The following is a 24,081-nucleotide window of genomic DNA, read 5'->3' on the forward strand; positions in this document are numbered from 1 at the left end:
CCGAATTCTGCTCAGGCAGTTTAATCCTCAAGCCGCTTTATGTAGTCCGCCAGGATTTCCTCAGCTTTCTTTACCTGATCCAGGGTCATGGCAGAGGAGGCGGCCAGCTTGAATTTTTCCGCGTATTTATCCCCGCCGTGTTGTGCCATGCCAAACCAGATATAGGCCTTTGAATAGTCTTTTTCAGTGCCTACGCCGTAGAGATACATCCCGGCCAGCTTGCCGAATGCATCCACGTCACCCGCTTCCGCCGCTTGTTTATATTGCCTGTACGCTTCGGCATGGTCACCTTTGGCATAGGCTTCGAGACCCGCTTCAAGGTCGGCGTGGAGCGGTGTGGAAATGAGGGCCGTCAAGGCAGCAGCGAGGAACAATTTTCGATTCGGTTTCATGATGTCATCTTCAATGGTCAGAAGAGCTTATTCTAATGTAATCGGCCAGCGGTTAGAAGGCGGTGGGATGATCGGCTCGCCGGATGCTACAGTGACTGTTACCCACCTTATCAAGACGCAGTGGAAGAATGGCCAGGATGAGAAGGGGCGTGAATAACTTGGTTGGCTCTAAGGTTGTTAGTAGTCTGTCTATTTATTAAATAATCAAGTAACAATATGGTTGTCTATTAAATATTTGGTGAAGCGCACGGCACGGCAAAAAAAGAGCCCGCGGTGAGGCGGGCACAGTTTTTTAATCTGCCTTGTCGAGGTGCACATCCATCTGCGGATATGGAATAGATATGCCATTGTCATCAAAGGCAAGCTTGATCTGTTCAGTCAGATCAAATTTCACCGCCCAGTAGTCAGTACTCTTTACCCAGGGCCTGACATTGAAATTGACACTGCTGTCGGCCAGTTCCCCCACCGCAACCAGTGGCTCAGGTTCTTTTAGGACCCGCTCATCCGCACTCAGGATATCCGTCAGGAGTTGCTTGGCCTTGCGAATATCGTCCTGGTAGCCAATGCCGAAAACCATATCGATGCGTCGGGTCTCACGGGCGGAATAATTGGTGATGGTGCCGTTATAAATCGACCCGTTCGGTACTATGACTTCCCGATTGTCACCGGTACGCATAATGGTGCTGAAAATACTGATTGTTTCCACCACACCGGCGGTACCGCCGGCCTCGACAAAATCCCCGGTTTTGAAGGGGCGGAAGATAATCAACATGACCCCGGCGGCGAAGTTCTGCAATGAGTTCTGCATGGCCAAGCCAATCGCCAGGCCGGCGGCACCCAGCAGGGCGATCAATGAGGTGGTGTCCACGCCCAGTTGATCCATGGCGGCAATGACAATAAACAGCAACAGGACCGCGTGAAGAATGGAGGTGATAAAGTCGATTAGAATGACATCCAGTTTGCTCTTGGTCAGCAGTTTCTTGGCTACCTTGAGCAGGATATTTGCCACCCAGAGACCAACGAAAAAGGTAGCCAGTGCCAGCAGGATGTTGATGCCCCAGGGGATGACAAAGGTTGTTACCAGCTTCTCAAGATCCATGAATTCAGGCATGTCTAACTCCTAATTGAATTTGTTTTTGATTAAATGGAAAGCCTACTTAATATAACAGACATATGTCAGGTTCAATCATCTGGAGATTGTAAATAAAGGTAAAGAATTACAGCTCACTATTTCTTCAGAGATCGATCTCTTCGACCAACAACTCGATCGCTCTGTCATCACTGTTTGTCGTGCGGGTGTTTTTCAATATGCCATGCCCATTCTCGACGGATTCTTGAGATACGCCGCCAATGCTGATCCATTCACCCAGCCTGCCGGATACGGTGGTGTGCGCCTGCTGGATCTCATAGTGGCCCTGGGTGTTGCCCGTGCGGTTCATTTGCGGACTAATCTCAAGTGTTACCAAGGACCCATTGATCCTCGGAATTACATAAAATCCGCTGGAAACATTTTTATAGCGGGTTGTGGTCTGTTGATAGAATGCATTGTTGTTGATGATGGTGGTTTGCTCGGGCACCGGTACTGACTGCCCGGTGGAGATAAAGGCAGGATAGCCTTCCAGCACCTGAAGGGTGTGCGTGGCATCCAGATGGCTTCTGGTTCTCGCCTCTTTCATTCGCAGTCGTATGCCACCGTTTTGTGGCTGGCCGACAATTACCTTGGCATGTTTGCCAATCATGGTATTAATATCCGCTTCTACCGCCCGCTGTGATTGGTGTTCGCCTGTCGACTGTCTGACAGAGATCTGTAACTTTTTGGGTGGTTGGTCAAGACGCTGAAGAATTTTCTTTATCTCCACCAGATTGTCTGGGGAAGTGCGGATGATCAATTGATCATTCATCCCGGCAATTGAACCGTCATTGTCTATGAAGGGTTGGAGTATCGGGATAATCTCCGCCACGGGCCGGCTCTTCAGTTGAATAATCTCCAGTGGATAGTCGGCTGCGGATTGAGCGCAAAAGATTAGAAGAATCAGCAGGAGTAATGACTGCTTCATGATTGTATCCTCGGATTAAAGATAGAGTCTGCGCAGGCTGCTTTCCTGTTCACTCCGTTCCCACACTTCGGTAAAAAAATCCGTTAATAGTCTGGATTCAATCGGATGACAGAAGTTTGCTTCACCTTCATAGCGCCCCGCTGCCCGGCGTCTGATATAGCCGATTCCGTCAGCAATGATAAAATTTTCCGGGTGATCAATATAGTCAGCATGCGGTCGCCTGATCTCTATTTTACTGGTGAGTCTGCGCGACAGATCGATTAACCGGTGCCCTTCCCGGCGCGCCCGTTCAGTATCCTGGAGCAGGATGCGAATGCCGATGCCCCTGCATTCGATGGCGAGCCGCTTCACCGCATCGAGGAACCGGGTCTGGTCGTAGATGGGTTTATCCAGATCAAAGGTGAAGATGTCGAGATGGTATTTCGTTTGCTGGGCGATGCTCTCGCTCGCCTGTCTGAACGGCTCGCGGCCCTGCAGGATCATTCGCTCTCTGCTTTCCCCCAGCACCAGGGAGTCAATGGTTATTTCCGTTGGGCTGTTCATGGTGAATCCTGTCGGACGTTGAGTTGTCTTTTGTCCCGTTCCATTCGTTGATGGGGTATACCTGCCTCCATAAATACTTCACCGACAGGGTGAAATCCCTGCCGGAGATAGAACGGAATTGCCTGCTTCTGGGCATTCAGAAAAAGTGCTTTCAGTTCATTGTTCCGGGCAAGCGCAATTAGTTGACCCAGCAGCGCACTGCCAACGCCCCGGTTGCGCCAGTCTGACAACACAGCCATTCGGCCGATTTGGCCTGATCCAGTGACACGGCCGGTACCGATGCCGTTGCCCTCACTATCTGTGGCGATGGCATGCAGGGCGGATTCGTCCTGGTCATCCCACTCCAGTGCTTTTGGTACCTGCTGTTCAATAATGAATACCGATTCCCGGATGGCGCGCAGAATGGTTTTACTCTCTGGCCAGTGAGCCTGGCTAACCGTAAAGTCCTGGATGAGCATCTGAACTTCCCGCTGAATTGATAAACTATATTTACAGTATAGAGGAGGTCTTGGTTAAGCTGAATTCATGAATGCTGTATAAGCTCAAGTTTCGCTGGAAATGGTCGATGGATGCCTTAAGGGCGGCTAGTGGATGGGTGTTACTTTTTATCTCGGCCCAAGTGAAGATTAACGACAACGGCCCGGGTAAGGATTTGCGGGAGGGTGGCCGTTGTCATCAATCGTCGGGTTTAATAATGGCTGAGTGTGGTGTTGGCAGTTGTGTTGAGTTTCACAAAAAATGCGGTCCGTTTTTCCGCTGTCAACAGAGAGATATGATTTGTGTGCTTGGCACGGTAAAAGTGGAATCTGTGTAGCAGCTTGCCTTTGCTGAGTTGATATTGCCATCCTGGCTATGCCTGGACGCTATCCTGGATCGCACGGACAGTCTATGATTGAATCAATACCGCCGCTAATAGATAGGGAAGCATCAACATAACGCTTGTCGGTTATCTGCTGAAGGGGAGAAGGGTTGGAAACAATATTGCGACATGGAATCAGGGCGATGGTCTTGGCGGGACTGCTGTTTTGCTCTGTCTCGGCGGTTGCGGATATCTACAAGTATGAGGATCGCAACGGCAAACTCCATTTCACCGACCGTCCCATGAAGGGGAGTGGTTATCGACTGTTATGGCACTCGCCAACACGGCAGAAAAAATCTACCGGCTCAAGAATTGATATTGCATCAAGCGAAAGGAATCGCCACCTCTATTCTCCCATGATCGAGGAGATTGCCAAAAAAGTCCGGCTTAAAGCGGCCCTGCTACATGCCGTCATCAAGGCGGAATCCGCCTATGATCCACGGGCGCTTTCGCGTACGGGTGCCAAGGGATTGATGCAATTGATGCCGGATACTGCAAAGCGTTACGGCGTGTATGACAGTTGGGATCCCAGGTCCAACTTGACTGGGGGAGCTACCTATCTACGTGATCTGTTGATTATGTTTAATAATGATTTGCGGTTGGCTCTGGCAGCTTACAATGCGGGAGAGAACGCGGTGAAGCGGTTTGGCAACAGCATACCACCTTATCCGGAAACCGAGGCCTATGTTGTTCGGGTACTTGATCTCTACAGGGAAAATCAGTCGTCTGGCCAATTTGCCGCCCTCGAATAATCCGCTGCTTGGGTTTACTCCCGCCAGTCACCAATTAATGCACTGATGACTGCTTTGTCACTGTCTGATATATCGATAATATGAAAGCCTATCCAGCGTTGGTTTGATCCTTCCACCTCCTGAACCCACAGGCTCTCCGCACCGAGTTGTATGGTATGTGAATCTGCCGCACCCGGAGAAAAGACCACCTTAAACTGGAATACATAATTTTCCGGCAATGATTTTTCGGAAATCATCATAAACCCGCTGACGGAGATATTTACCAGAGTTCCGATCACTTCATTCGACTCAGCATCAAGGATATCAATCCTGGCGTCACAGATTTTTCTTGGGTTGGAGCGTTTATCGGACATTACCGTTTTCCTTGTTTGAGCCTAACCGGCGGGATTCAGACCAATTGATTTTTGCAGAATGGCATGTATGGTCTTCAGTGCCTGACTGACAAAAGGTATGCCAGTGGACTTTATAATACTTGCCTTACCGGCGCAGAGCTGTTTTGCCAGCTCATCGGAGGGCGTGATGTAAGCCTGGATGCCAAATCGGTCGACAAACATGTACTTGCGGGTGATAGGGCTGAACCAGGAGAGTTTCAGACGACGCAGTTTATGATTGTCATCGATCAGTTCGAACCAGGTGCCAAATTTAATATCCCGCAATTTAAGCAGCATCTGCCTCTCCGCCTCCGTTGGCTCATCCTTGGCCGGATGTGCCGGCGTGCTTTTTGCCTTGCTCGCTATGGGCTTGATGATCGGTTGGGATATTTCGACCGCCTCATCAGTCTTTTCCCTGGCTCGGGGAACGGCTGGTTGTTCTTTGACTACCGAGTCGAGCAGTTTGAACAGGGCGTTGCTATCAGGATGATGATAGTTGCCCAAAGAGTCCAGTCCAGACTTGATGTGCTGTATCAGGCTGGCCTGGTTTTTTATCAGCCACTCTCTTGCTTTTGGATTGTGTCTCGCATCAATTACTTTGACCAGGCTATCGATGACCACCAGGGCGGAAGACCACTCCTTGCTTGATTCCACTTCAGGGTCCCGTAATAGCATCAGAATCATCCGGTCCAGCCAGGCGTGATTTAGAAAACGCTCCAGTACCGGGTGCAGGCTGCGTCCCCTGATCCTTTCGTTGATCACCTCCCTGGCCTGCTGCCTGGCGGACTCCAATCGCTCGCGTCCCTTGGCAGCCTCCTGATTCCGTTCCTCGAGTATCTTGGCCCGGGACTCCAGTTCATTGGCCTGTTTTTCGAGTTTGTAGAACATTTCGTCGAAGATCGATAGCTCGCTCTTGAATTCAGTCAGGATGGTTTTGACAATCTCCTGCATCGGGTAGTAGATGCCGCGCCGCAAGTCATCTTCATCAATCCAGAGTTTGCCGGCGTCGACCATCAGGTTCAGCAGCTTTCTGGCGATGTGTTCTTCATCCGTAATAAACGTACGATCCAGAATGGCGATTTTCAGGTAGGGGGTGTGCAGATGGCTGATCAATGCCTTGGCAATATTGGCTAGCCCCTCTTCGTTTAACACCTGCTCAAATAGCATGCCAACCAGTTCAATGGTATCCAGATCGGCGGTGGGAATAGTGTCTTTGTTTAGATCGTGTAATACTTTATTTCTTTCTGATTCCAGGGTCTTCCGTACGTTCTGGATCAGGTTGGTATCCAGTTCGATGGATTGGGGTATGCCTTCGTCACTTTCCGGGTTTGGAAGATAGTCCGCTTGGGATCGTGGCTGAATCTGTTCAATTGCCTGAACAATGGCGGGGGCACTCCTCAGTTGAGCCGTATTCCCGCCAGGTGCAAACTCAGGATGGTTACAGTAGTCCGGATCCGCAGCTCTTCTTGCGGTTAGCAGATCATGGATTGATCGAAACAGCTCTTCACCCAGCGCAATGCCGCTCCCCGGAGTTGCCCCGTGCTGGATATGGGATGGAGTCGGCTGCCTGGCTTCGAATTGCCCGGGGTGGGTTGATTCGGGCTGTTCCAGCATGTTGCTGGTTTGATTATTTGCCTCCTTGGAAGGCCTCGGAATAATTGAACTGAGTTTGAGGTTGGGGAAAATTCCTGCCTCGATCAGCGTGTCATTCAGGCTTTTATAGATGCTGCCGGCGTCCCCCAGGACAAATTTCCCAAACAGAAAATAGATAATCAGCAGGATTTGCTTATCGACATCCAGCGCCTCTGCAGCCTGTTGAAAAGAGATTGCGGTGTGGGCAGGGCAGGCGGGTATGTCGTCTTCAGCCAGCTTTCTACCACCACGTAGCACTGCCATTCGTTTGCCCAAGGCATACAGTTCCTGGTAGCAGTTGGACTGGGTTTTGGAAATCATGCTTTGAATCGCGATGTGCTTCTCCAGCGCATCGTTATCGATCACTTCCAGTTCAATTTCAGTTGATTCTTCAACCGGTGAGTTGGGATAGGTGATCGGATTTCCCAGAGTGAATGCCTTGAATCCCTGTTCGATGGACTCTCTGAAATCATGTTCGATGACATCCCTGAGTGACAGGACGTGATTAATGGCCTCAAAAAATCGTGCTTGTGATGCGTTGGTTTCCGCCTTTTTGGCAAAATCCAGAAAAACCGGCTCAATCTGTTCAAAAAGCTCATTAAGCTGGGTGGTGAGATAGACCATCACCATGTCTCGACACTCATTCAGGATCTGTTGATGTTTTTTTCCTGATGGAGTGGCTTGAGGTTTTTGGGACAACTCTTCCATATATGACTTCCTTGACTCCTTATTGCATGGCGGCATGCGCTTATAGGGATAGCGGCCAGGTCATGGAGTGCTTTAGTTATAACGTCCGCTGACCATCTTTACCCAGTTTCCTTTTTTTTGGCAAGGAAACGGATGAAAAGAGTACGAGAGATTATTTCTATTAAAGTGCTTGGGAAGGCTCTGTGTCCTTATTTTGGAAGGGCGTGTGTCAGGGTTAAAGTAAAACTTATTTCTTTAAATACAATTGCTTATTAAGTATTTTTGTGAGTGTATGAGTCATCTTTGGTGAGCGAGGCATAGAACTAAATCAATAAGATTTTATGTTCAGGTACGGTTCAGGAAACACCTCTTATCCTGTGATCAACGGTGAGGGACTGGACTCTCACCCCTGATGACAAAAGGACGCAATCATGAAAAAAAGAACCGTTATTCTGGCGCTGAGCATTATTACGGCTCCCGGTATGCTGTTGGCGGACAATGGTTTTCTCGACAAGGCGCGGGTAATCAGCAGTCAGCCGCTCTATGAGATCGTGCGGGTCAATCAGCCGGAGGAACACTGCTGGAGTGAGCGTGTCCGCCATCGTGGAGGCTCACGCAGTGATTCCTATACGCCGACTATCGCGGGTGCCATTGTTGGTGGCGTGGTCGGTAATCAGTTCGGCAAGGGACGAGGTAAGGATGCCATGACTGTAGCAGGTGTGCTGTTAGGGGGTTCGATCGGCAATGACCTCGGCAAAAAACCGACACAGGGTTATGTCACCAGTGAGCGGCGTTGTGAACTGGTGGATAACTATCGGGAACATGAGGAGTTGGTCGGTTATGATGTAAAATACAAGTACAAAGGTAAGGTGTTCCATACACGTACGGATCGGGATCCGGGTAAATTTATCGATGTACAGGTGTCAGTAACCCCTGCCGGTGGTTACAACCATGGTTTTCGGGAGTATGACTGAAAGTCTGATTATTAACCGTCCCTTAGGGAGGATTGTATGGTTTTGAAGTGTCGGTGCCGAATCATGGTGGGACTATTGCTGGCCGGTTTGGTGTTAAGCCTGCCGTTGGCGGCCCAGCAGTACAACTCTTCGGGAAACAGAGCCTACAACCGGGATGAATATAAGGGCGGGAATGGCGTCGACCTGGATTCGGCAGTGGAAAGGATTCGAAAAAAGACCGGTGGGCGAGTATTGCATGCAGAAACCATGAATAACCAGGGAAACCGTGAACACCGGGTGAGAATTATCACCGACCGGGGTGAAGTGAAACGTTATCGGGTTGACGCCGGTTCCGGAGCGGAGGTGTCACCCGGTAAGCGGCGGCGCTGAAGGGTCGCCATGCGAATACTGGTCGTCGAAGATGAAGCCAACCTGAGACATCAGCTGCAACAACGGCTGGTTACTGAGGGATATTCGGTGGATGTGGCGAAGGATGGCGAAGAGGGGCTTTTTTTTGGCGAGGAATACCCCTTCGATCTGGCCGTTATTGATCTGGGGCTTCCCAAGCTCTCGGGCATCGAACTGATACGGGGTCTGCGCCGGAAACAGATAAGCTTTCCAATCCTGATCCTCACCGCGCGGGATAACTGGCAGGACAAGGTTGAAGGGCTGGAGGTCGGCGCCGATGATTATCTGGTGAAACCCTTCAATATGCAGGAGCTGCTGGCACGCCTCAATGCGCTGTTGCGACGCTCGGCCGGATTTTCTTCGCCACAGATTGCGTGGGGGCCGATCGAAATCAATACCCTGCACCAGATTGCCACCCTGGATGGTCAGGAGGTGGCGTTGACCGCCTATGAATACAAGGTGCTGGAATATCTGATGCTGCATGCGGGCAAGGTGGTCTCCAAGAGTGAGCTGACTGAACATATTTATGATCAGGATTTTGACCGCGACTCCAATGTACTTGAGGTGTTTATTCGCCGGCTGAGAAAAAAGTTCGATCCGGACGGCAATTTGCAACCTATTGAAACTTTGCGTGGCCGGGGCTATCGCTTTGCCCGGAAACAGCCTGCCACCTGATGCGATCGATCCATAGCAGACTGTTGCTGGCGGCCTCCGTGGTGCTTGCTGCATTTCTGGGTCTGGGGGCTCTCGCCCTGGATCGCGCCTTCAGGGACAGTGCGGAGAATGCGCTGCAAACCCAACTGATGAGTCAGATCTATGCCCTGCTTGGGGCCGCGGATACGGATGCGCAGGGGCGGATGCGACTACCGGAAACACTGCCCGATCCGCGCTTTTCCAATCCCGCATCCGGACTCTATGCCCAGGTCAGTGGTGAAAAGGGTGAATATCAGTGGCACTCCCCATCGGCGGTAGGTCGAAGGCTGCCCATGCCTGGCGGTGTAGCATCCGGACAGCCGCATTTTGTCTATCTGCCGGCCGATGAGCCGCTCTATTTGCTCGCCTATTCCCTGCTCTGGGAGGACGATGCAGGCGCCGAGATTGCCTATCTTTTTGTTGTCGCAGAAAGCGCATTCGGTCTGCAGGAGCGGGTCGCCGCCTTCAGAAAGACCATACTGATCTGGTTGGGTGGTGCCGCGCTCATTCTTTTGCTGGTGCAGGGCGTGGTGTTGCGCTGGGGACTTAAGCCGTTGCGTGAGGTGGCACTGGATCTGCGCATGATTGAATCGGGTACGCGGGAACGGCTGGAAGGTGCGTATCCCCGAGAGTTGCGCCGATTGACGGATGGGATCAATTCCATGATCCAGCATGGCGAGACCAGTCGGGATCGCTACAGGAACAGTCTGGGTGACCTCGCACATAGCCTCAAGACGCCGTTGGCGGTACTGCAGGGAGCCGCCGAAGGAGGGGATGCGCGATTACTCCGGGAAGCGGTCTCCGAACAGGTTCCGCGAATGAATGACATCGTGCAGTATCAGCTGAAATCGGCTGCTGCGGCCGGGCGAGGTGCCGGTCTTACACACAAGACACTGTTGCGCCCCAAAATAGACCGGTTGGTCAGTACCTTGCAGAAAGTGTACCGGGACAAGGGGATCAACTGTCTCTGTGAGGTGGCTGAAGATGTTCTATTTCCGGGTGAGCAGGGTGATCTGCTGGAATGCCTGGGAAATATCCTGGAAAACGCCTTCAAATATGCCAACACTACCGTAGCTATCTTCCTGGAGTCGGACACTGAGCGGTTGCCGACAAAGGGTGTGCGCCTCTGTGTTGCTGATGATGGTCCGGGTATCCCTTTTGAGGTGAGAGAGAGGGTGCTGCGCAGGGGAGAGCGTGGGGATCAGCAAATGCCCGGGCAGGGGATAGGGCTTTCCGTCGCCAGTGGAATTGTGCGCCTTTACGGGGGCGATCTTGAGATCGGTGAGAGTGATCTGGGTGGTGCCAGGATCGCTATCTGGATGCCTGGCCGGCTCCAGACGAACTAAGTTGATCTGAAATAATAAAAAAAACACTAAAGCCATTGATTTTCCAGCCGTTATATTGGAATGTACGCAGAGTCGGACAGTCCCTGTTCTGTCCGAGACGTGGATGGGATTGAAAACTCGATGTTTTTTACGAAAAAGAGAGCGCAGGCGACGCTCCAGGTGGGGGTGGGATTTCATTCCGACGGCCTCTCTTTGGTGTCGGTCAATCAGGTCGCGGGACAGCGCCGCCTGGAAAATTGTAATTTCTATACAACCGGCACGAATGCCGAAGTTGAGCTCTCACACGCGGTCAAGGCACAGGGATTGCGCGGTGCCCCTGTGGTGGCCGTGCTACCGCCGAATTCCTATTCCCTTTTCCAGGTGGAAACTCCCGAGGTTGAACATGAAGAGCTGAAAAGCGCTATTCGCTGGCGGATCAAGGATCTGTTGGATTACCACATTGATGACGCGGTGCTGGATATTTTTGACCTCCCGGTCTCACAGCGCCGCAGCGGCCCGCGAATGATGTATGTGGTAGTTGTGAAACGCAGCCTGATTCAGCAGTACGTCGATAAACTGGAGTCACTTGGACTGGAAATCGTGGCTATCGATATCACCGAACTGGCGCTGCGTAATGTGCTTGCGGCCACCGGGGGTGAGGAGGGTTTCCAGGCGCTGCTCTATCTGCCGCCGCGTTATGGACTGATTGAGATTGTACAGGGCGATACGCTCTATCTTAATCGGCGGATCGAGATTAGCGGTAGTGACCTTGAGGAACAGGGCGGTTTTGGGTTGCAGGAACAGCTTGATTCGCTGGTACTTGAACTGCAGCGTTCGCTGGATTATCACGAAAGTCAGTTCGGACTCGGGGCAGTGCCGACGATCTCGGTGATCGCGCCCGAATCCAGGAAGTACCAGTTGCAGGCTCTCGCGGATGAAAGTCTGGCTGCAAAAGTCAGGCTGTTCGATCTGACGGGGTTTCTTGATGGTCTGGATACAGTTGACCCGGCTGTTCTCTATCGTTGTCTGCCTGCCATCGGCGCGGCCCTGAGGAGTGACTGAGGTATGCGTAGGCAGCAGATCAATCTATACCAGCCCGTTTTTCGCAATCAGCCGGTATCCTTTTCATTCAACATGCTGCTGATACTGATGCTGTTATCAATTCTGACCATGGCAGGGCTCTATGGTCTGGGTGAGTGGCAAAGCGCCCGGTTGGCTAAGCAGCTTGGTGCATCCCAGACCCAGCGCGACAAGCTGGAGGAGAGCGTGGAGCGGATAGCTGGGCAGCTTCCCAAGCCGGCCGTGAACAAAATGCTGGAGAGTGAGGTACAACAGCTGATAAACAAGCGAAAGAGTGGGTTCGCACTACTGAATACACTGAAATCCAGGGTTGCCGCCAACCGGGATGGTTTTTCGGGTATCTTCGAGGGGCTCGCACGTCACTCGTTTCCTGAACTCTGGTTTACCCATGTCGCCATCACTGAGGCCGGAAAATCTCTTACTTTGAAAGGGAAGTCGCTGAAGCCTGAGTGGGTGCCGCTGTTGTTAAAGAATCTGTACCAGGAGCCGGCATTTTCCGGTAGAAGTTTTCAGATTGTTGAGCTTGTGCGGCAGGATGAGTTTTCCCCGGCACTGGATTTTAATCTGATGACCGTCGGCAGGAGTGATGGGCCATGAGTGCGCTGTCGGAAAAAATACGCGCCCTGCCGAACCGCTTTGACGCACTCAGTGGGCGGGAGCGGGTGATGATACTGGTACTGGTGCTGGCGATACTGGTTGGCGCCTGGTTTAACCTGCTCTGGTATCCGCAGAGCGTGCTTCAGGGGCAAATAAAAAATAACATCGAGGAGATAGATGGCCAGATTGAATTGCTGGACACCCAATTGGGTGGTCTGGTCAAGCAGGCGGAACGCGATCCCAATGAGAAAATAAATCAGGAGTTGGAGCAACTGAAACGGTTGATCGCCGAGATGGAAGGACAGATCAAGGGAACCACTGCGGCGCTGATCGAGCCCCGGGAGATGGCGCAATTGTTGGAGCAGATTCTCTTGAGTAACGACGCGCTGCAACTGGTGCGGTTAAGTACACTGAAAACTGAGCCGCTGATGGGGAGCCAGAAGGCGGATACCGAGAAGCCTGATGCTCCTGTTATTGATGATCCCGCCAGGGTAGCCGAGAAAAATATCTACCGGCACGCCTTTGTTATCGAATTCGAGGGAAGCTATCTGGCGGTGCTCAATTATCTGAAAGCCCTGGAGGCCTTACCGGGACGGTTTTTCTGGGACGGCATCGAACTGGAGGTTGCAGACTATCCCACCGCCCGGGTAAGGCTGCAGCTGCACACCTTGAGTCTGTCGGAGGGGTGGATAGGTGTCTGAACTCATACGATATGCGCTACTGGGCGCACTGCTGCTTATCTTGACCCCGGTTTGGGGAGAATTGCGTGATCCGCTGGAACCCTACGGCTTTCGGCAGACGCATACTGGTGGGTCGCCAGAGACAATGGCGTCGATGTTCGATGCGAATTCCATACGACTTTCAGGTATATTCATCGGGCCGGATGGCAATAGCGCCGTGATCAATGGACGCCGCCTGCGAATCGGTGATCAGATCGCGGGCGCGCAGCTTGTCGCTATAGAACCCCAGCTGGTCGAACTCGATCTTGAGGGGGATAGAATCAAAATTGAACTGCTGCCGATAATCGTAAAAACACCGGCAAAGGATTTATCCGGAGGGGGAGAATGAGTCTGTTTCGTTGTGTGATCCGATCACCTTTGTTGGTCTTGTCCCTGTTGCTGCTAAGCGGCTGTCAGAGCATGGCTCCCAAAGATGGCGGCACCATGGAGAAAATTCAGGACGACCTGAAGACGCCTCCGCCATCCGAGGCCAAACCCGTATCTCTGCCACCTCCAGCGGTTGCGGCGGCATTGTTGCCGCCGGTCGATATGCAACTGCCCAGAGCAGGCAAACGCGCCCAGGAGGCGCGTTTCGATGTCAATGTCAGTGAAGTGCCGGTGCGCGCCTTTCTGATGGGACTGGTGGAAGGCACTCCGTATAATATGGTCGTGCATCCGCAGGTGGAAGGCAGTCTCTCGCTCAGCCTGAAGCAGGTGACCATACCTGATGTCATGGAGATGCTCAGGGATGTGTATGGTTATGAATACCAGCGGGTGCGCAGCGGGTTCCATGTACTGCCGGCACGGCTGCAGTCGCGCATCTTTCAAGTCAACTATCTCAATATGAAACGTACCGGCAGTTCCCAGACGCGGGTAAGTTCCGGTCAGGTAACCGGGGGTGGCAGCGACGGTGAGGAGTCGGGTTCCGGCAGTTCATCCAGCGGCGTTACCTCCGGCAGCGAGATCAATACCACCTCCGAGGCGGACTTCTGGACCGAGCTCTCGGGTGCGATTCAATCCATCGTCGGCAGTGGAACTGATCGCTCGGTGGTGGTTTCGCCCCAGTCCGGCCTGGTGGTGGTGCGTGCCATGCCCCATGAGTTACGTGAGGTCGAGGCCTTTCTGGAAACCACCAACGAGGCGATGCACCGGCAGGTGATCCTGGAGGCCAAGGTAATCGAAGTGGAGCTGAACGACGGCTACCAGGCGGGTATCAACTGGGCCAAGATGATGACGGTGGACGGTAAAAAGTTCAGTTTTGGGCAGACCGGTGGCTCGTCACTGTTTACCAATCCGGATAAGGCCGGGGTGGAGCTGCCGCAGGGCGGGATCAGTTCGCCAACCGAGGCCTCTCCCGTCAGCTTTACCAGTTTCTCCGCCTTTGGCGGTCTGTTTGGTGCCGCGCTCAATACCGGCAGTTTCATGGCATTCATTGAGCTGTTGGAGTCGCAGGGAAATGTCCAGGTGCTATCCAGCCCGCGCATCTCGACTCTGAACAACCAGAAGGCGGTGATTAAGGTCGGTAGTGATGAATTCTTTGTCACCGATGTCTCCAGCACCACCACCACCGGTACCGCGACCACCACTACGCCGGATATCACCCTGACCCCCTTCTTCTCCGGTATTGCGCTCGATGTGACACCGCAGATTGATCGCCAGGGTCGGGTGACCCTGCATATCCACCCTTCGGTCAGCCAGGTCACCGATCAGCAGAAGGTGATCCAGGTGGGTAACGAGACCCAGAACCTGCCGCTGGCCAAGAGCACGGTGCGTGAATCGGACAGCCTGGTCTATGCCGAGAGTGGTCAGCTGGTGGTGATTGGGGGATTGATGCAGGATACCCGTGGCGAAGAGGTGGCATCGACGCCGGTCCTGGGCGACCTGCCGCTGCTGGGACAGCTGTTCCGGCACACACGACAGGCGGCGAAAAAGAGCGAACTGGTGATCGTATTGCGGCCCACCGTGGTGGAGAGTACGGAGACCTGGCGGGCGCGGGTATCGGATGCGGCGGATCGCTTCCGGCAACTGGATCGCGGTTTTCACTACGGCAGTCAGCCCGAGGTGTTCGGTAATCTTGGTGAAAAGACCGAGTGAGTCATGTACGAGACGCACTTTGGACTCAAAGAATCCCCCTTTAGTCTGACGCCGGACACGGATTACTACTTCTCCTACGCGGACCACCAGGAGGCGCTGAATGTCCTGCTGGTGGCACTGCGCATGGGGGAAGGATTTTTAAAAATAACCGGTGAAGTGGGTACCGGTAAAACCCTGATCTGCCGCAAACTGCTCAATACCCTTTCCGATGAAGGGATGGTGACCGCTTATATTCCCAATCCCTACCTGACGCCGTCAGCGCTTCGCTACTCCCTGGCGGAAGAGCTGGGGGTTGAATATCCAATGAATATAGGCGGACACCGTGCCCTGCAACTCATCTACAACCGGTTGATCACTCTCAAGGCGGAGGGGCGGCAGGTGATCCTGCTGCTGGATGAGGCCCAGGCGCTGCTGGAAGAGACGCTGGAGGCGATCCGCTTGCTGACCAACCTGGAGACGGAGAAGAGCAAGCTGCTTCAGGTGGTGCTGTTCGGTCAGCCGGAGCTGGATGAGCATCTTGAGCGCCCCTCGGTCCGGCAACTGAAGCAGCGGATCACCTTCTCCCACGTCATCCATGCACTGAATCCCGAGGGATGTCGCGGCTATATCCAGCATCGCACCCGGGTTGCCGGCCATCAGGGCAATACCCTGTTTAACGACAAGGCACTGGAGTGGCTCTATCGAGGTAGCCGGGGCATCCCCCGACTGATCAATATCCTGGCCCATAAGTCGATGCTGGCCGCCTATGGCGAGGGCAAGGGTCGTGTGGATAAGGTCCATGTCCGACGGGCCATCGATGATACCGAAGGGGCAGCGTTACGGCATAACAGCCTGGTGCGCTTCTGGCAGTCACTCTTCGGTCGCCAGGCGCTGGCGACCATGCGGGGTAGAGGGTGAGCCTGATCAATCAGATGCTGCGCGACCTGGACCGTCGGGAGGCCGCGGAGGGTCCACGACAAGTGGTTACCCCTGCGCCGGTGTCGTCTCGTCCTGTGAGTGGTCGACGCGGGCATCTCATCTTCTGGCTTCTGCCGATCATCGCCGCACTGCTGGTTGCGATCTATTTTCAGCCCCGTATGGCTTGGCTATTCGGTTCCGTCTCCGAAAGTCCTGCCGGTGCCAGTCAAAAACAATCCGACGAGCGGACCGTGTTAGCCATTCACCAGGAAACCGTACCCTCTGGCAGTGTGGAAACTACGGAGCAACCCGTCGCCACCGGCCCCGTAATGACACAGGGAGAGGCGGGTACCACCAGGCCGTCGCCGGAGGAATTGAACGCAAGGCAGATTTTGCCTGAATCAGTCGAGGATATGACCATCACCACCCATGAGCCCGCCGATACCGAAGTGGAGGTGATTGAGTCCAATCCACTGGATACGCCGTTATCCAGGGATATTGTCCGTGAGCGGATAAAAGATCACTCCGCCCGGCAGGCGGTAGAGGACAGGCCGGCTACCAAGCCTGAGTTGTCGGCGGATACAGCGCTAGCCGCCTGGCCGAATGAGCGGCAGGACCCCGTTGTGAAGGAGGCGATTGTCAAACCCAACGGGATTAAACCGGTAAGTGTCCCGGTGGAACAGCCACTGGTCAGGGTGCAAAAGGTCGCGCCAAAAACAGTGCGGGAATCAGCGGCTAATGTCTATGCCACTGCCCTGATGCACCTGGAAGAGGGGCATTTGCGGGAGGCGGAAGCAGCACTACGTCACTGCCTCACGCTGGATCGCGCGCACACCGAGGCGCGTCGGCTACTGGTGATGCTGTTGCTGAAAGACGGGGAGCGTAAAGAGGCTGCCGCCCTGTTGGACGCAGGGCTCAACATCGTCCCGGATGCTATATCCCTAGGCGCTTTACGTGCCAGGCTGCTGATAGAGGATGGCGATCTTTCCAGGGCCGTCAGATTACTTGAACAGCAACGTTCCGTTGCAGGCGACGAAATTGAGCTGCTGTCGCTGCTCGGTTCCGCCTATCAGCAAACCCGCCAATTTCCCGATGCGATCGGGATTTACCGACGAATAATCGAACAGCAACCGGACAATGCCCGTGCCGTTGCCGGCCTGGCCATTGCGCTGGATGCCACGGGTGTCCATGGCGAGGCGTTGTCGGTCTATCGGGAGGCGCTGGCCTTTGACGCGTTGCCTGCGGAAGTCAGTGAATATGCCCGCAAGCGGGTCTCGGCATTATCGGTGGAGCGATAACAGCATGGTGGATGAAGTGGAAACAAACCCGACAGACGTTACGCGCAGCCGCAAGCGGATTCGTATTGGTGATCTGCTGGTTGAGAACAGGGTGATCTCGGAAGGCCAGCTACAGGCCGCACTGGCGGAGCAGAAACGATCCGGACATAAACTGGGACATACACTGATTGAGCTGGGCTTTATCGATGAACAACGCTTGCTCGACTTTCTCTCCCAGCAGTTGCAGATACCCTATATCGATCTGACCAGCTATCCGCTCCAGCCTGAAGTGGTGAAGAGTATTCAGGAGACCCTGGCGCGGCGTTATCGGGTGATTGTGCTGGAAAACCGCGAAAAGGATGTACTGGTGGGTATGGCGGATCCAACGGATCTGTTTGCCTATGATGAACTGGGGCATGTTCTGAAGAAGCGGGTACGCCAGGCGGTGGTACGGGAGAGTGATCTGCTGGAGGCGCTGGATCGCATGTACCGGCGTTCGGAAGAACTGACCTCGCTCGCCGGTGAGCTGCATGAGGATCTGACCCAGGGGGATTTTGATCTTGGCCAGCTGATGCAGACGGTAGAGGCCGGAGATGCCCCGGTGATTCGCCTGTTGCAGACGCTGTTCGAGGATGCACTGCAGGCCAAGGCCTCGGATATCCATATCGAACCGGATGAGGAGGTGTTGAGGATACGCCAGCGAATCGACGGGGTATTGCATGAGCAGGTGATGAACGAGCGGCGCATTGCCCCGGCACTGGTACAGCGGCTCAAGTTGCTGGCCAGCCTGGATATCTCGGAAAAGCGCCTGCCCCAGGATGGGCGTTTTCAGATCAAGGTGAAGCGACATTCCATCGATGTCCGGCTCTCCACCATGCCGGTTCAGCATGGTGAGGCGGTGGTGATGCGTCTGCTGGATCAAAGTTCTGGCATCCTGAGTCTGGATGATCTGGGATTTGAGCAGGGGATGCTGCAGCGACTGCGACTGCTGATTAAAAAACCACACGGCATGGTGCTGGTTACGGGCCCGACCGGTAGCGGTAAGACAACCACTCTCTATTCCGCCCTGAATGAACTGAACACGGCGGAGAAGAAGATCATTACCGTTGAAGATCCTGTTGAGTACCGGTTACCCCGGGTCAATCAGGTACAGGTGCATGAACAGATCGGTCTGAATTTCGCACGGGTGCTGCGAACCGCCCTGCGTCAAGACCCCGATATCCTGCTGGTAGGTGAGATGCGTGATCTGGAAACCGCGCAGATTGGCTTGCGTGCAGCTATCACCGGACACTTCGTGCTGTCCACGGTGCATACCAACAGTGCCATCGGCACCGTCAGCCGGTTACTCGACATGGGGGCCCCGGGCTATTTGATGGCCTCCTCGCTGCTGGCAATTGTGGCTCAACGGTTGGTCAGAAGAGTGTGCAGCCATTGCGCCGTACCCTACGAACCGGACCAGATCGAGCAGGCCTGGCTGGAAGGGGTGCAGCATGACTACGATCTGAGCGGTCTGCGCATCGGTCGTGGCTGCAACCGCTGCTCCAACACGGGCTACCGGGGTCGGGTCGGTGTCTACGAGTTGCTGGAACTGAACGGCGAGATGGCATCGGCATTGCGGCGAGATGATCATGAGTCATTCACCCGTATTGCCCTGGCCAGCAAGCAGTTTGAGCCACTTTGGCAATCGGTATTGCAGTTTGCGTCCCAGGGCGTTACGACTCTCAGTGAGGCGATGAGGATCTCGGGTGATGTGGATGGCGGTCGTCGAGTGAAACGCTCAATGGATGACAGGGTCGTCAGCGTCTGATGCGGGCCTATCAATACAAGGCGCGGAACCGCCGTGGCGAGGCATTGACCGGCACCCTGGAGGGGGAGACCGCGGAGGCGGTTGCCGAGCAGCTGTTCCGGTCCAGTCTGACTCCCATTGACATCACGCCGGTTGAGCGGCGTGGCGTCAGCAAGGAGATCAAGCTCGGCTGGTTCCGCCCCACGGTCACGCTGGATGAACTGGTGCTGCTGTGTCGCCAGCTCTATACCCTGCAGAAGGCCGGGGTTCCGATATTGCGCGGTTTCAGCAGCCTGATCGAGACCACGCGAAATCCCACCCTGGCCGTTGCCTTGAAAGGCATTGTGGATGATATCCAGTCAGGGCGTGAACTGCACATGGCGCTGGCCCGCTATCCGGCCATTTTCTCACCGCTGTTTATCAGTATGGTGAAGGTGGGAGAAAGCACCGGCCGGCTGGATGACACCTTCCTGCAACTGGAGGGTTATCTGGAACTGGAGAAAGAGACCCGTAATCGCATCAAGACAGCGACACGCTACCCCCTGACCGTGTTGCTGGCCATCGTCATAGCCATGGTGATTATCAATATCTGGGTAATCCCGGCCTTCGCCGATGCATTTGCCCGTTTCGATGCCGAGCTACCCCTGGCCACGCGGATTCTGCTTGCCGTCTCCCAATTCACGCTCGATTGGTGGCCACATCTGCTGGCCGGGATCACCGGCCTGTTGCTGGCGCTCAGTTTCTGGATTCGCACCGAGGAGGGGGGCTATATCTGGGCACGGATGATTTTGCGCACACCCCTGATCGGCCATATCCTCAAGAAGGCGATATTGGGCCGCTTTTGCCGTTCACTGGCACTGGCCATGCGTTCCGGTGTGCCCCTGGTGCAGGCCCTCAGCGTGATCTCCGGGGTAGTCAATAACGCCTTTATCAGCGAGCGCATCCTGAGTATGCGGGACGGTATATCAAGTGGTGAAAGTATTGCCCGGACCGCTGCGGCAACCGGTATGTTTACTCCGATGGTGTTACAGATGATTGCTATTGGGGAAGAGTCGGGTTCAGTGGATGACCTGCTTCTGGAGACTGCCGAGCACTATGAGCGGGAAGTGAAATACGATTTGGCCAGACTGTCGGATGCAATCGAGCCGGTGATCATTGTTGTCATCGGCGTCATGGTGCTGGTACTGGCGCTGGGCGTATTCCTGCCGATGTGGGATCTCTCCTCGGCGGTGAATAAGCGTTAATTGTCCATGGGCAAGGCATTCCGGTGCCCGCGTGGGAAGCTGCTGCCTGCGACTACTCTGAGGCGAGAGCGGCTTCTTCAGACGCGAATCGTTTGTAAATCAGCCTTCACTCATCAGGTTACGCAGATCAATCACCGCGGCATTGGCCCGCGAAATATAGGAGGCCATCACCAGGGAGTAGTTGGTTACGATGCCGAATCCGCCGCCGTTGAGCACCATTGGACTCATCACCGGTTGTTGGGTTGCTTCCAGCTCGCGAATGATCTGACGCAGGCTGACCAGGGCGTTTTTCTTCATCAGGATCTCGCGGAAGTCCAGCTCCACTGCGCGTAGAAAATGGACCAATGCCCAGGTTGAACCCCTGGCCTCGTAAAATACATCATCGATCTCCAGCCAGGGCGTGTGTACTTCAAGCTGGCTCGCTGTCTCGGTGGACTGTGCTGCATCCGGGTCGCCGGCCAGATCCGTATTGATCCGCTCCTGGCCGACACTGGCGCTGAGCCGCTGGGAGAGGCTGCCAAGGCGTTTTTCCACTACCGACAGCCATACTCTCAGGTTATCGGCCCGGGCATAAAACTGGGTATTCTGGACATTGCTTTTCGCCAGACCGGCAAGATAACGGCGCAGTGCCTTAACCCCTTCCTTGTACTCACCCTCGGTGGAGGGGAGAATCCAGGAATCATTGCTGAAATTGAATTGGGGCTCGGCAATGGAAAGATCCTTGTTTTCTGTCGACTGCGACTGGGAGCGGCTGATGTCGTTACGCAGTGCGCGGGCCAGGTCTCTTGACTGCACCAGGGCGCCGAATTCCCAGTTAGGTATATTATCCAGCAGTACACTGGGGGGCATGATGTCATTACTCAGATAGCCACCCGGTTTATTCAGCAAGGTCTCCATCACGCGGATCAGTGCTGCCGTGGTATGCGCACCGGTCACGAACTCCGCGCCGGCCAACTCCTGACGGGTGTTCTCCTGGATATCAAATGGGTCGGGTTCCAGGCTCCAGTAGACGCTGAACGCATACATGATAATGATTACTGTGACAGCGCCCAGTCCGCTGGACCAGAGCAGGCCTTTTTCACGGATGGTCTGTGGATGGTAGAGCCGCGAGATGCGGCGAACCAGCTGGCCCAGTTTTGCTACCAGGTCGGTCAGGAAATTCTTCACAGGTTTTAGTTCCGTATAAATGGTTGTCCAATGGCTACTCATATTGGGACAATAGCCCGCATGATCAACCTGGTGGCTTGTCGGGATTGGCGTGGCAATCAGCGCCAAACCCGGCAGGCTGCTAAAGTATCCCATATTTGAAGGAGTGATGTATGGCCAAAACCTATGATCTGATCGCGATTGGCGGCGGAAGCGGTGGACTTTCCGCCGCTGAGCGGGCGGCAAAATATGGCGCGCGCACGGCGGTGGTGGAAGCGGGAAAGCTGGGTGGGACCTGTGTCAACTTGGGCTGTGTGCCGAAGAAGATCATGTGGTATGGCGCCACCATCGCCCATACGTTGCACGATGCCTCGGCCTACGGTTTTTCCCTCAAACGGCAGGGTTTTGACTGGGGAAAGTTGATTGCCGAGCGTAACCGTTACGTGGCTAATATCAATACCTGGTACCACACCTATCTGGCTGACTCCAATATCGATGAGATCAACGGTTACGCCCGGTTTGTAGATAATCATACCCTGGAAGTAAACGGTGAACGCTATCAGGCGAATCACATCGTGATTGCACCGGGTTCCTATCCGGTGGTACCGGATATCGAAGGCGCAGAGTTGGGCATCACCTCGGACGGATTCTTTGGTCTGGATGAACAGCCCAAGCGTGTGGCGGTGGTGGGAAGTGGTTATATCGCGGTCGAGCTTGCAGGTATGCTCAATGCGGTCGGCAGTGATGTGACCATGTTCCTGCGCGGCGAACATCTGCTGCGGCGGTTCGATGATATGTTGCGTGAAAGCCTGATGGAAGAGATGCTGAACGATGGTGTCAATATTATCTCCTCTTCAAGTATTGACCGGGTGGAGCGTGCCGATGATGGCACCCTGAATCTCTATTGTGCGAAGAGTGGCCAGGTGCAGAGTGGTTTTGATCAGCTTATCTGGGCTATTGGGCGTAACCCGGCATCCGCTGGCTTGGCGTTGGAGAATACCGAAGTGATTTGTGATACCGAAGGCTACATCGGTGTGGATGCCTTTCAGAATACCGCTGTGCCCGGTGTCTATGCCCTGGGGGATGTGACCGATGCCCCGCAACTGACTCCGGTTGCCATCGCGGCGGCGCGACGCCTCTCGGATCGTCTGTTTGGCGGCATGCCGGATCGTTGCCTGGATTACTCTCTGGTCCCCAGCGTGGTGTTTTCCCATCCGCCAATCGCCACCGTCGGTTTGACGGAAGCGGAGGCAAGAGCCTCCCACGGTGAGGCGGTCAAGGTGTATCAGACCCGGTTTACCCCCATGTACCATGCCTTTACCGAACGTCAGAGCAAAGTGGCGATGAAGCTGGTCTGCGTTGGTGCCCAGGAGAAGGTCGTCGGTTGTCATATCATCGGTTTTGGTGCGGATGAGATGTTGCAGGGATTTGCCGTGGCGATCCGCATGGGGGCCACCAAGCGGGACTTCGATGACACCATCGCCATCCATCCCACCGGCGCGGAAGAGCTGGTGACCATGCGCTGAGGTTGTGGCGGCTTAGTCGTGGGGAGCTGTCATGCCCTCGGCCATGTGCAGGTAGTTGGTCAGGCGTTGCGGGGCGATTTTCCCGCCCTGCACTGCTTTGCGCAGGGCACAGTCGGGCTCATGTTGATGGCTGCAGTTGCTGAATCGGCAGTGACCCAGATAATCCCTGAACTCGATAAAGCCGCCGGCCAGGGCATCCAGGCTCAGTTGCCCAAGCCGGAAACTGCGCACTCCGGGTGAGTCGATCAAATGACCCCCGCTGGGTAGTTGATAGAGTGTGGTGGCGGAAGTTGTGTGGCAGCCCTGGCCGGATGCCACGGAGAGGCGGCCGACCTGGATCTCGATATCCGGCAGCAGTGCATTGACCAGCGAAGACTTGCCGACACCGGATTGGCCTACCAGGATACTGGTCTGGTCTTTCAATCGCTCGATCAGCGGGTCCAGCCCGTGTTCATATTTTGCACTGATCTCGATGAGTGGATAACCGATGTCGGGATAGTGCCCGAACTGCTGCTCAAATCCGGCCAGCGCCTCCTGGTCCATCAGGTCCCGCTTGTTCAGCGCAATCAGGGTGTTTACCCCGATCTGTTCCGCGGCGACCAGGTACTGGTCCACCAGGTAGGGGGTGGGGGCGGGCTCGGGTGCCAGCACGATGACCAGCTGACTGATATTCGCCGCCAGGGCGCGCTGCTCACCACTGTAGTTGGGGCGGATCAGGGCCGTTTTGCGAGGGAGAATGGCAGTAACCACGCCCTGGTTGTCTCCGGTGGTCTGCCAGACTACCCGGTCGCCGCAGACAACCTGGCCAATATTCTGTCGGGAGAGGCAGTGGGTAAAGTTGCCTGAATCGTCTGTAACCACCAGGTTCTGGCCATGCCGTGTGACCACCAGTCCTTCACGGGATTGGCCCGCGTCGGCCTCGCCGAGCACCTGGTCTGCTTGCTGTTCCAGTTTGTCTCTTCGCCGCTCCTGTATCGCTCTGATGCGCTCCCGCTGGCGCTGGGTCAATCTCCGTTTTGCCATGCGAAAGCTGTTGCCCAGGG

General features: G+C 54.6%; 24 protein-coding genes. 15 read left to right on the top strand and 9 right to left on the bottom strand.

All coding sequences use genetic code 11. From position 1 onward, the window contains the following. Positions 1-20: 20 nt before the first annotated feature. The 5 genes from A3GO_RS25455 to A3GO_RS24250 form a co-directional block, all read right to left on the bottom strand. On the bottom strand, positions 21-392 hold the full coding sequence (locus A3GO_RS25455) for an SEL1-like repeat protein (protein WP_051302497.1): 372 nt from the start codon (positions 390-392) through the stop codon (positions 21-23). Between the two features lie 292 nt (positions 393-684). Beyond that, the gene (locus A3GO_RS0116860) at positions 685-1,503 is read right to left on the bottom strand and encodes a mechanosensitive ion channel family protein (RefSeq protein ID WP_029134402.1); all 819 of its coding nucleotides are present in this window, start codon (positions 1,501-1,503) and stop codon (positions 685-687) included. A 124-nt stretch (positions 1,504-1,627) separates the two neighbouring features. Beyond that, positions 1,628-2,449, bottom strand: coding sequence for a hypothetical protein (locus tag A3GO_RS0116865; protein ID WP_029134403.1), 822 nt, complete (start codon positions 2,447-2,449; stop codon positions 1,628-1,630). Between the two features lie 15 nt (positions 2,450-2,464). Continuing rightward, complete coding sequence (locus tag A3GO_RS0116870; RefSeq protein ID WP_051302499.1) at positions 2,465-2,992, bottom strand: DUF7931 domain-containing protein; 528 nt, start codon at positions 2,990-2,992, stop codon at positions 2,465-2,467. Next, positions 2,989-3,450, bottom strand: coding sequence for a GNAT family N-acetyltransferase (locus A3GO_RS24250; RefSeq protein WP_037375726.1), 462 nt, complete (start codon positions 3,448-3,450; stop codon positions 2,989-2,991). Before A3GO_RS24250 ends, A3GO_RS0116870 begins: the two co-directional genes overlap by 4 nt. A 511-nt stretch (positions 3,451-3,961) precedes the next feature. Between A3GO_RS24250 and A3GO_RS0116885 the strand changes: the two genes are divergently transcribed. Next, on the top strand, positions 3,962-4,603 hold the full coding sequence (locus A3GO_RS0116885) for a lytic transglycosylase domain-containing protein (protein ID WP_029134406.1): 642 nt from the start codon (positions 3,962-3,964) through the stop codon (positions 4,601-4,603). Between the two features lie 14 nt (positions 4,604-4,617). Here the strand turns inward: A3GO_RS0116885 and A3GO_RS0116890 are convergent, their stop codons facing one another. Both A3GO_RS0116890 and A3GO_RS0116895 read right to left on the bottom strand, forming a co-directional pair. Continuing rightward, on the bottom strand, positions 4,618-4,956 hold the full coding sequence (locus A3GO_RS0116890) for a PilZ domain-containing protein (RefSeq protein WP_029134407.1): 339 nt from the start codon (positions 4,954-4,956) through the stop codon (positions 4,618-4,620). Between the two features lie 21 nt (positions 4,957-4,977). Continuing rightward, the gene (locus tag A3GO_RS0116895) at positions 4,978-7,314 is read right to left on the bottom strand and encodes a DUF1631 domain-containing protein (RefSeq protein WP_029134408.1); all 2,337 of its coding nucleotides are present in this window, start codon (positions 7,312-7,314) and stop codon (positions 4,978-4,980) included. A gap of 410 nt (positions 7,315-7,724) precedes the next feature. Between A3GO_RS0116895 and A3GO_RS24255 the strand changes: the two genes are divergently transcribed. The 13 genes from A3GO_RS24255 (at position 7,725) to A3GO_RS0116960 (ending at position 20,366) form a co-directional block, all read left to right on the top strand. Then, a complete protein-coding gene (locus A3GO_RS24255; RefSeq protein ID WP_051302501.1) occupies positions 7,725-8,267 on the top strand; it encodes a glycine zipper 2TM domain-containing protein in 543 nt (180 codons plus the stop codon). 63 nt (positions 8,268-8,330) lie between these two features. Continuing rightward, positions 8,331-8,636, top strand: a complete 306-nt coding sequence (locus A3GO_RS25460; protein WP_051302504.1) for a PepSY domain-containing protein — start codon at positions 8,331-8,333, stop codon at positions 8,634-8,636. Positions 8,637-8,645: 9 nt separating this feature from the next. Next, positions 8,646-9,329 carry a response regulator transcription factor gene (locus A3GO_RS0116910; RefSeq protein WP_029134409.1) on the top strand — a complete coding sequence of 228 codons (684 nt, stop codon included), beginning with the start codon at positions 8,646-8,648 and terminating at the stop codon, positions 9,327-9,329. Continuing rightward, positions 9,329-10,693, top strand: a complete 1,365-nt coding sequence (locus A3GO_RS0116915) for an ATP-binding protein (RefSeq protein ID WP_245621767.1) — start codon at positions 9,329-9,331, stop codon at positions 10,691-10,693. Before A3GO_RS0116910 ends, A3GO_RS0116915 begins: the two co-directional genes overlap by 1 nt. Before the next feature lie 120 nt (positions 10,694-10,813). After that, positions 10,814-11,734, top strand: a complete 921-nt coding sequence (locus A3GO_RS24265) for a type IV pilus biogenesis protein PilM (RefSeq protein ID WP_051302506.1) — start codon at positions 10,814-10,816, stop codon at positions 11,732-11,734. 3 nt (positions 11,735-11,737) lie between these two features. Continuing rightward, positions 11,738-12,349 (top strand): hypothetical protein, encoded by a 612-nt coding sequence (locus A3GO_RS25465; RefSeq protein WP_051302508.1) that lies wholly within the window; start codon positions 11,738-11,740, stop codon positions 12,347-12,349. Beyond that, the gene (locus A3GO_RS0116930; RefSeq protein WP_029134411.1) at positions 12,346-13,050 is read left to right on the top strand and encodes a hypothetical protein; all 705 of its coding nucleotides are present in this window, start codon (positions 12,346-12,348) and stop codon (positions 13,048-13,050) included. The genes A3GO_RS25465 and A3GO_RS0116930 overlap by 4 nt, the downstream gene beginning before the upstream one ends. Beyond that, positions 13,043-13,417 (top strand): general secretion pathway protein GspB, encoded by a 375-nt coding sequence (locus A3GO_RS0116935; protein WP_029134412.1) that lies wholly within the window; start codon positions 13,043-13,045, stop codon positions 13,415-13,417. The genes A3GO_RS0116930 and A3GO_RS0116935 overlap by 8 nt, the downstream gene beginning before the upstream one ends. Then, the gene (gene mshL / locus A3GO_RS24275) at positions 13,414-15,162 is read left to right on the top strand and encodes a pilus (MSHA type) biogenesis protein MshL (protein WP_084610188.1); all 1,749 of its coding nucleotides are present in this window, start codon (positions 13,414-13,416) and stop codon (positions 15,160-15,162) included. The genes A3GO_RS0116935 and mshL overlap by 4 nt, the downstream gene beginning before the upstream one ends. A 3-nt stretch (positions 15,163-15,165) precedes the next feature. Then, a complete protein-coding gene (locus A3GO_RS24280) occupies positions 15,166-16,059 on the top strand; it encodes an ExeA family protein (RefSeq protein WP_051302510.1) in 894 nt (297 codons plus the stop codon). Continuing rightward, complete coding sequence (locus tag A3GO_RS0116950) at positions 16,056-17,357, top strand: tetratricopeptide repeat protein (RefSeq protein ID WP_029134413.1); 1,302 nt, start codon at positions 16,056-16,058, stop codon at positions 17,355-17,357. Before A3GO_RS24280 ends, A3GO_RS0116950 begins: the two co-directional genes overlap by 4 nt. A gap of 4 nt (positions 17,358-17,361) precedes the next feature. Next, entirely contained in the window at positions 17,362-19,143 is a 1,782-nt protein-coding gene (locus tag A3GO_RS24285) for a GspE/PulE family protein (protein ID WP_051302512.1), read from the top strand. Further along, positions 19,143-20,366, top strand: coding sequence for a type II secretion system F family protein (locus A3GO_RS0116960; protein WP_029134414.1), 1,224 nt, complete (start codon positions 19,143-19,145; stop codon positions 20,364-20,366). The genes A3GO_RS24285 and A3GO_RS0116960 overlap by 1 nt, the downstream gene beginning before the upstream one ends. 99 nt (positions 20,367-20,465) lie before the next feature. On the opposite strand, the gene A3GO_RS0116965 is transcribed toward A3GO_RS0116960, so the two are convergent. Beyond that, entirely contained in the window at positions 20,466-21,533 is a 1,068-nt protein-coding gene (locus A3GO_RS0116965) for a DUF2333 family protein (RefSeq protein ID WP_245621768.1), read from the bottom strand. Positions 21,534-21,685: 152 nt separating this feature from the next. Between A3GO_RS0116965 and gorA the strand changes: the two genes are divergently transcribed. Further along, the gene (gorA, locus tag A3GO_RS0116970) at positions 21,686-23,038 is read left to right on the top strand and encodes a glutathione-disulfide reductase (RefSeq protein WP_029134416.1); all 1,353 of its coding nucleotides are present in this window, start codon (positions 21,686-21,688) and stop codon (positions 23,036-23,038) included. A 12-nt stretch (positions 23,039-23,050) separates the two neighbouring features. Here the strand turns inward: gorA and rsgA are convergent, their stop codons facing one another. Next, positions 23,051-24,061, bottom strand: a complete 1,011-nt coding sequence (gene rsgA / locus A3GO_RS0116975; RefSeq protein WP_029134417.1) for a small ribosomal subunit biogenesis GTPase RsgA — start codon at positions 24,059-24,061, stop codon at positions 23,051-23,053. Positions 24,062-24,081 lie beyond the last annotated feature (20 nt).

Origin of the sequence: Sedimenticola selenatireducens DSM 17993 (assembly GCF_000428045.1) — a bacterium.
GTDB lineage: Bacteria > Pseudomonadota > Gammaproteobacteria > Chromatiales > Chromatiaceae > Sedimenticola > Sedimenticola selenatireducens.

Bases quoted from the DNA above. Each gene is read 5' to 3' on its own strand.
- A3GO_RS25455 (WP_051302497.1), bottom strand. From the start codon at position 392: ATGAAACCGAATCGAAAATTGTTCCTCGCTGCTGCCTTGACGGCCCTC.
- A3GO_RS0116860 (WP_029134402.1), bottom strand. From the start codon at position 1,503: ATGCCTGAATTCATGGATCTTGAGAAGCTGGTAACAACCTTTGTCATC.
- A3GO_RS0116865 (WP_029134403.1), bottom strand. From the start codon at position 2,449: ATGAAGCAGTCATTACTCCTGCTGATTCTTCTAATCTTTTGCGCTCAA.
- A3GO_RS0116870 (WP_051302499.1), bottom strand. From the start codon at position 2,992: ATGAACAGCCCAACGGAAATAACCATTGACTCCCTGGTGCTGGGGGAA.
- A3GO_RS24250 (WP_037375726.1), bottom strand. From the start codon at position 3,450: ATGCTCATCCAGGACTTTACGGTTAGCCAGGCTCACTGGCCAGAGAGT.
- A3GO_RS0116890 (WP_029134407.1), bottom strand. From the start codon at position 4,956: ATGTCCGATAAACGCTCCAACCCAAGAAAAATCTGTGACGCCAGGATT.
- A3GO_RS0116895 (WP_029134408.1), bottom strand. From the start codon at position 7,314: ATGGAAGAGTTGTCCCAAAAACCTCAAGCCACTCCATCAGGAAAAAAA.
- A3GO_RS24255 (WP_051302501.1), top strand. From the start codon at position 7,725: ATGAAAAAAAGAACCGTTATTCTGGCGCTGAGCATTATTACGGCTCCC.
- A3GO_RS25460 (WP_051302504.1), top strand. From the start codon at position 8,331: ATGGTGGGACTATTGCTGGCCGGTTTGGTGTTAAGCCTGCCGTTGGCG.
- A3GO_RS0116910 (WP_029134409.1), top strand. From the start codon at position 8,646: ATGCGAATACTGGTCGTCGAAGATGAAGCCAACCTGAGACATCAGCTG.
- A3GO_RS0116915 (WP_245621767.1), top strand. From the start codon at position 9,329: ATGCGATCGATCCATAGCAGACTGTTGCTGGCGGCCTCCGTGGTGCTT.
- A3GO_RS24265 (WP_051302506.1), top strand. From the start codon at position 10,814: ATGTTTTTTACGAAAAAGAGAGCGCAGGCGACGCTCCAGGTGGGGGTG.
- A3GO_RS25465 (WP_051302508.1), top strand. From the start codon at position 11,738: ATGCGTAGGCAGCAGATCAATCTATACCAGCCCGTTTTTCGCAATCAG.
- A3GO_RS0116930 (WP_029134411.1), top strand. From the start codon at position 12,346: ATGAGTGCGCTGTCGGAAAAAATACGCGCCCTGCCGAACCGCTTTGAC.
- mshL (WP_084610188.1), top strand. From the start codon at position 13,414: ATGAGTCTGTTTCGTTGTGTGATCCGATCACCTTTGTTGGTCTTGTCC.
- A3GO_RS24280 (WP_051302510.1), top strand. From the start codon at position 15,166: ATGTACGAGACGCACTTTGGACTCAAAGAATCCCCCTTTAGTCTGACG.
- A3GO_RS24285 (WP_051302512.1), top strand. From the start codon at position 17,362: ATGGTGGATGAAGTGGAAACAAACCCGACAGACGTTACGCGCAGCCGC.
- A3GO_RS0116960 (WP_029134414.1), top strand. From the start codon at position 19,143: ATGCGGGCCTATCAATACAAGGCGCGGAACCGCCGTGGCGAGGCATTG.
- gorA (WP_029134416.1), top strand. From the start codon at position 21,686: ATGGCCAAAACCTATGATCTGATCGCGATTGGCGGCGGAAGCGGTGGA.
- rsgA (WP_029134417.1), bottom strand. From the start codon at position 24,061: ATGGCAAAACGGAGATTGACCCAGCGCCAGCGGGAGCGCATCAGAGCG.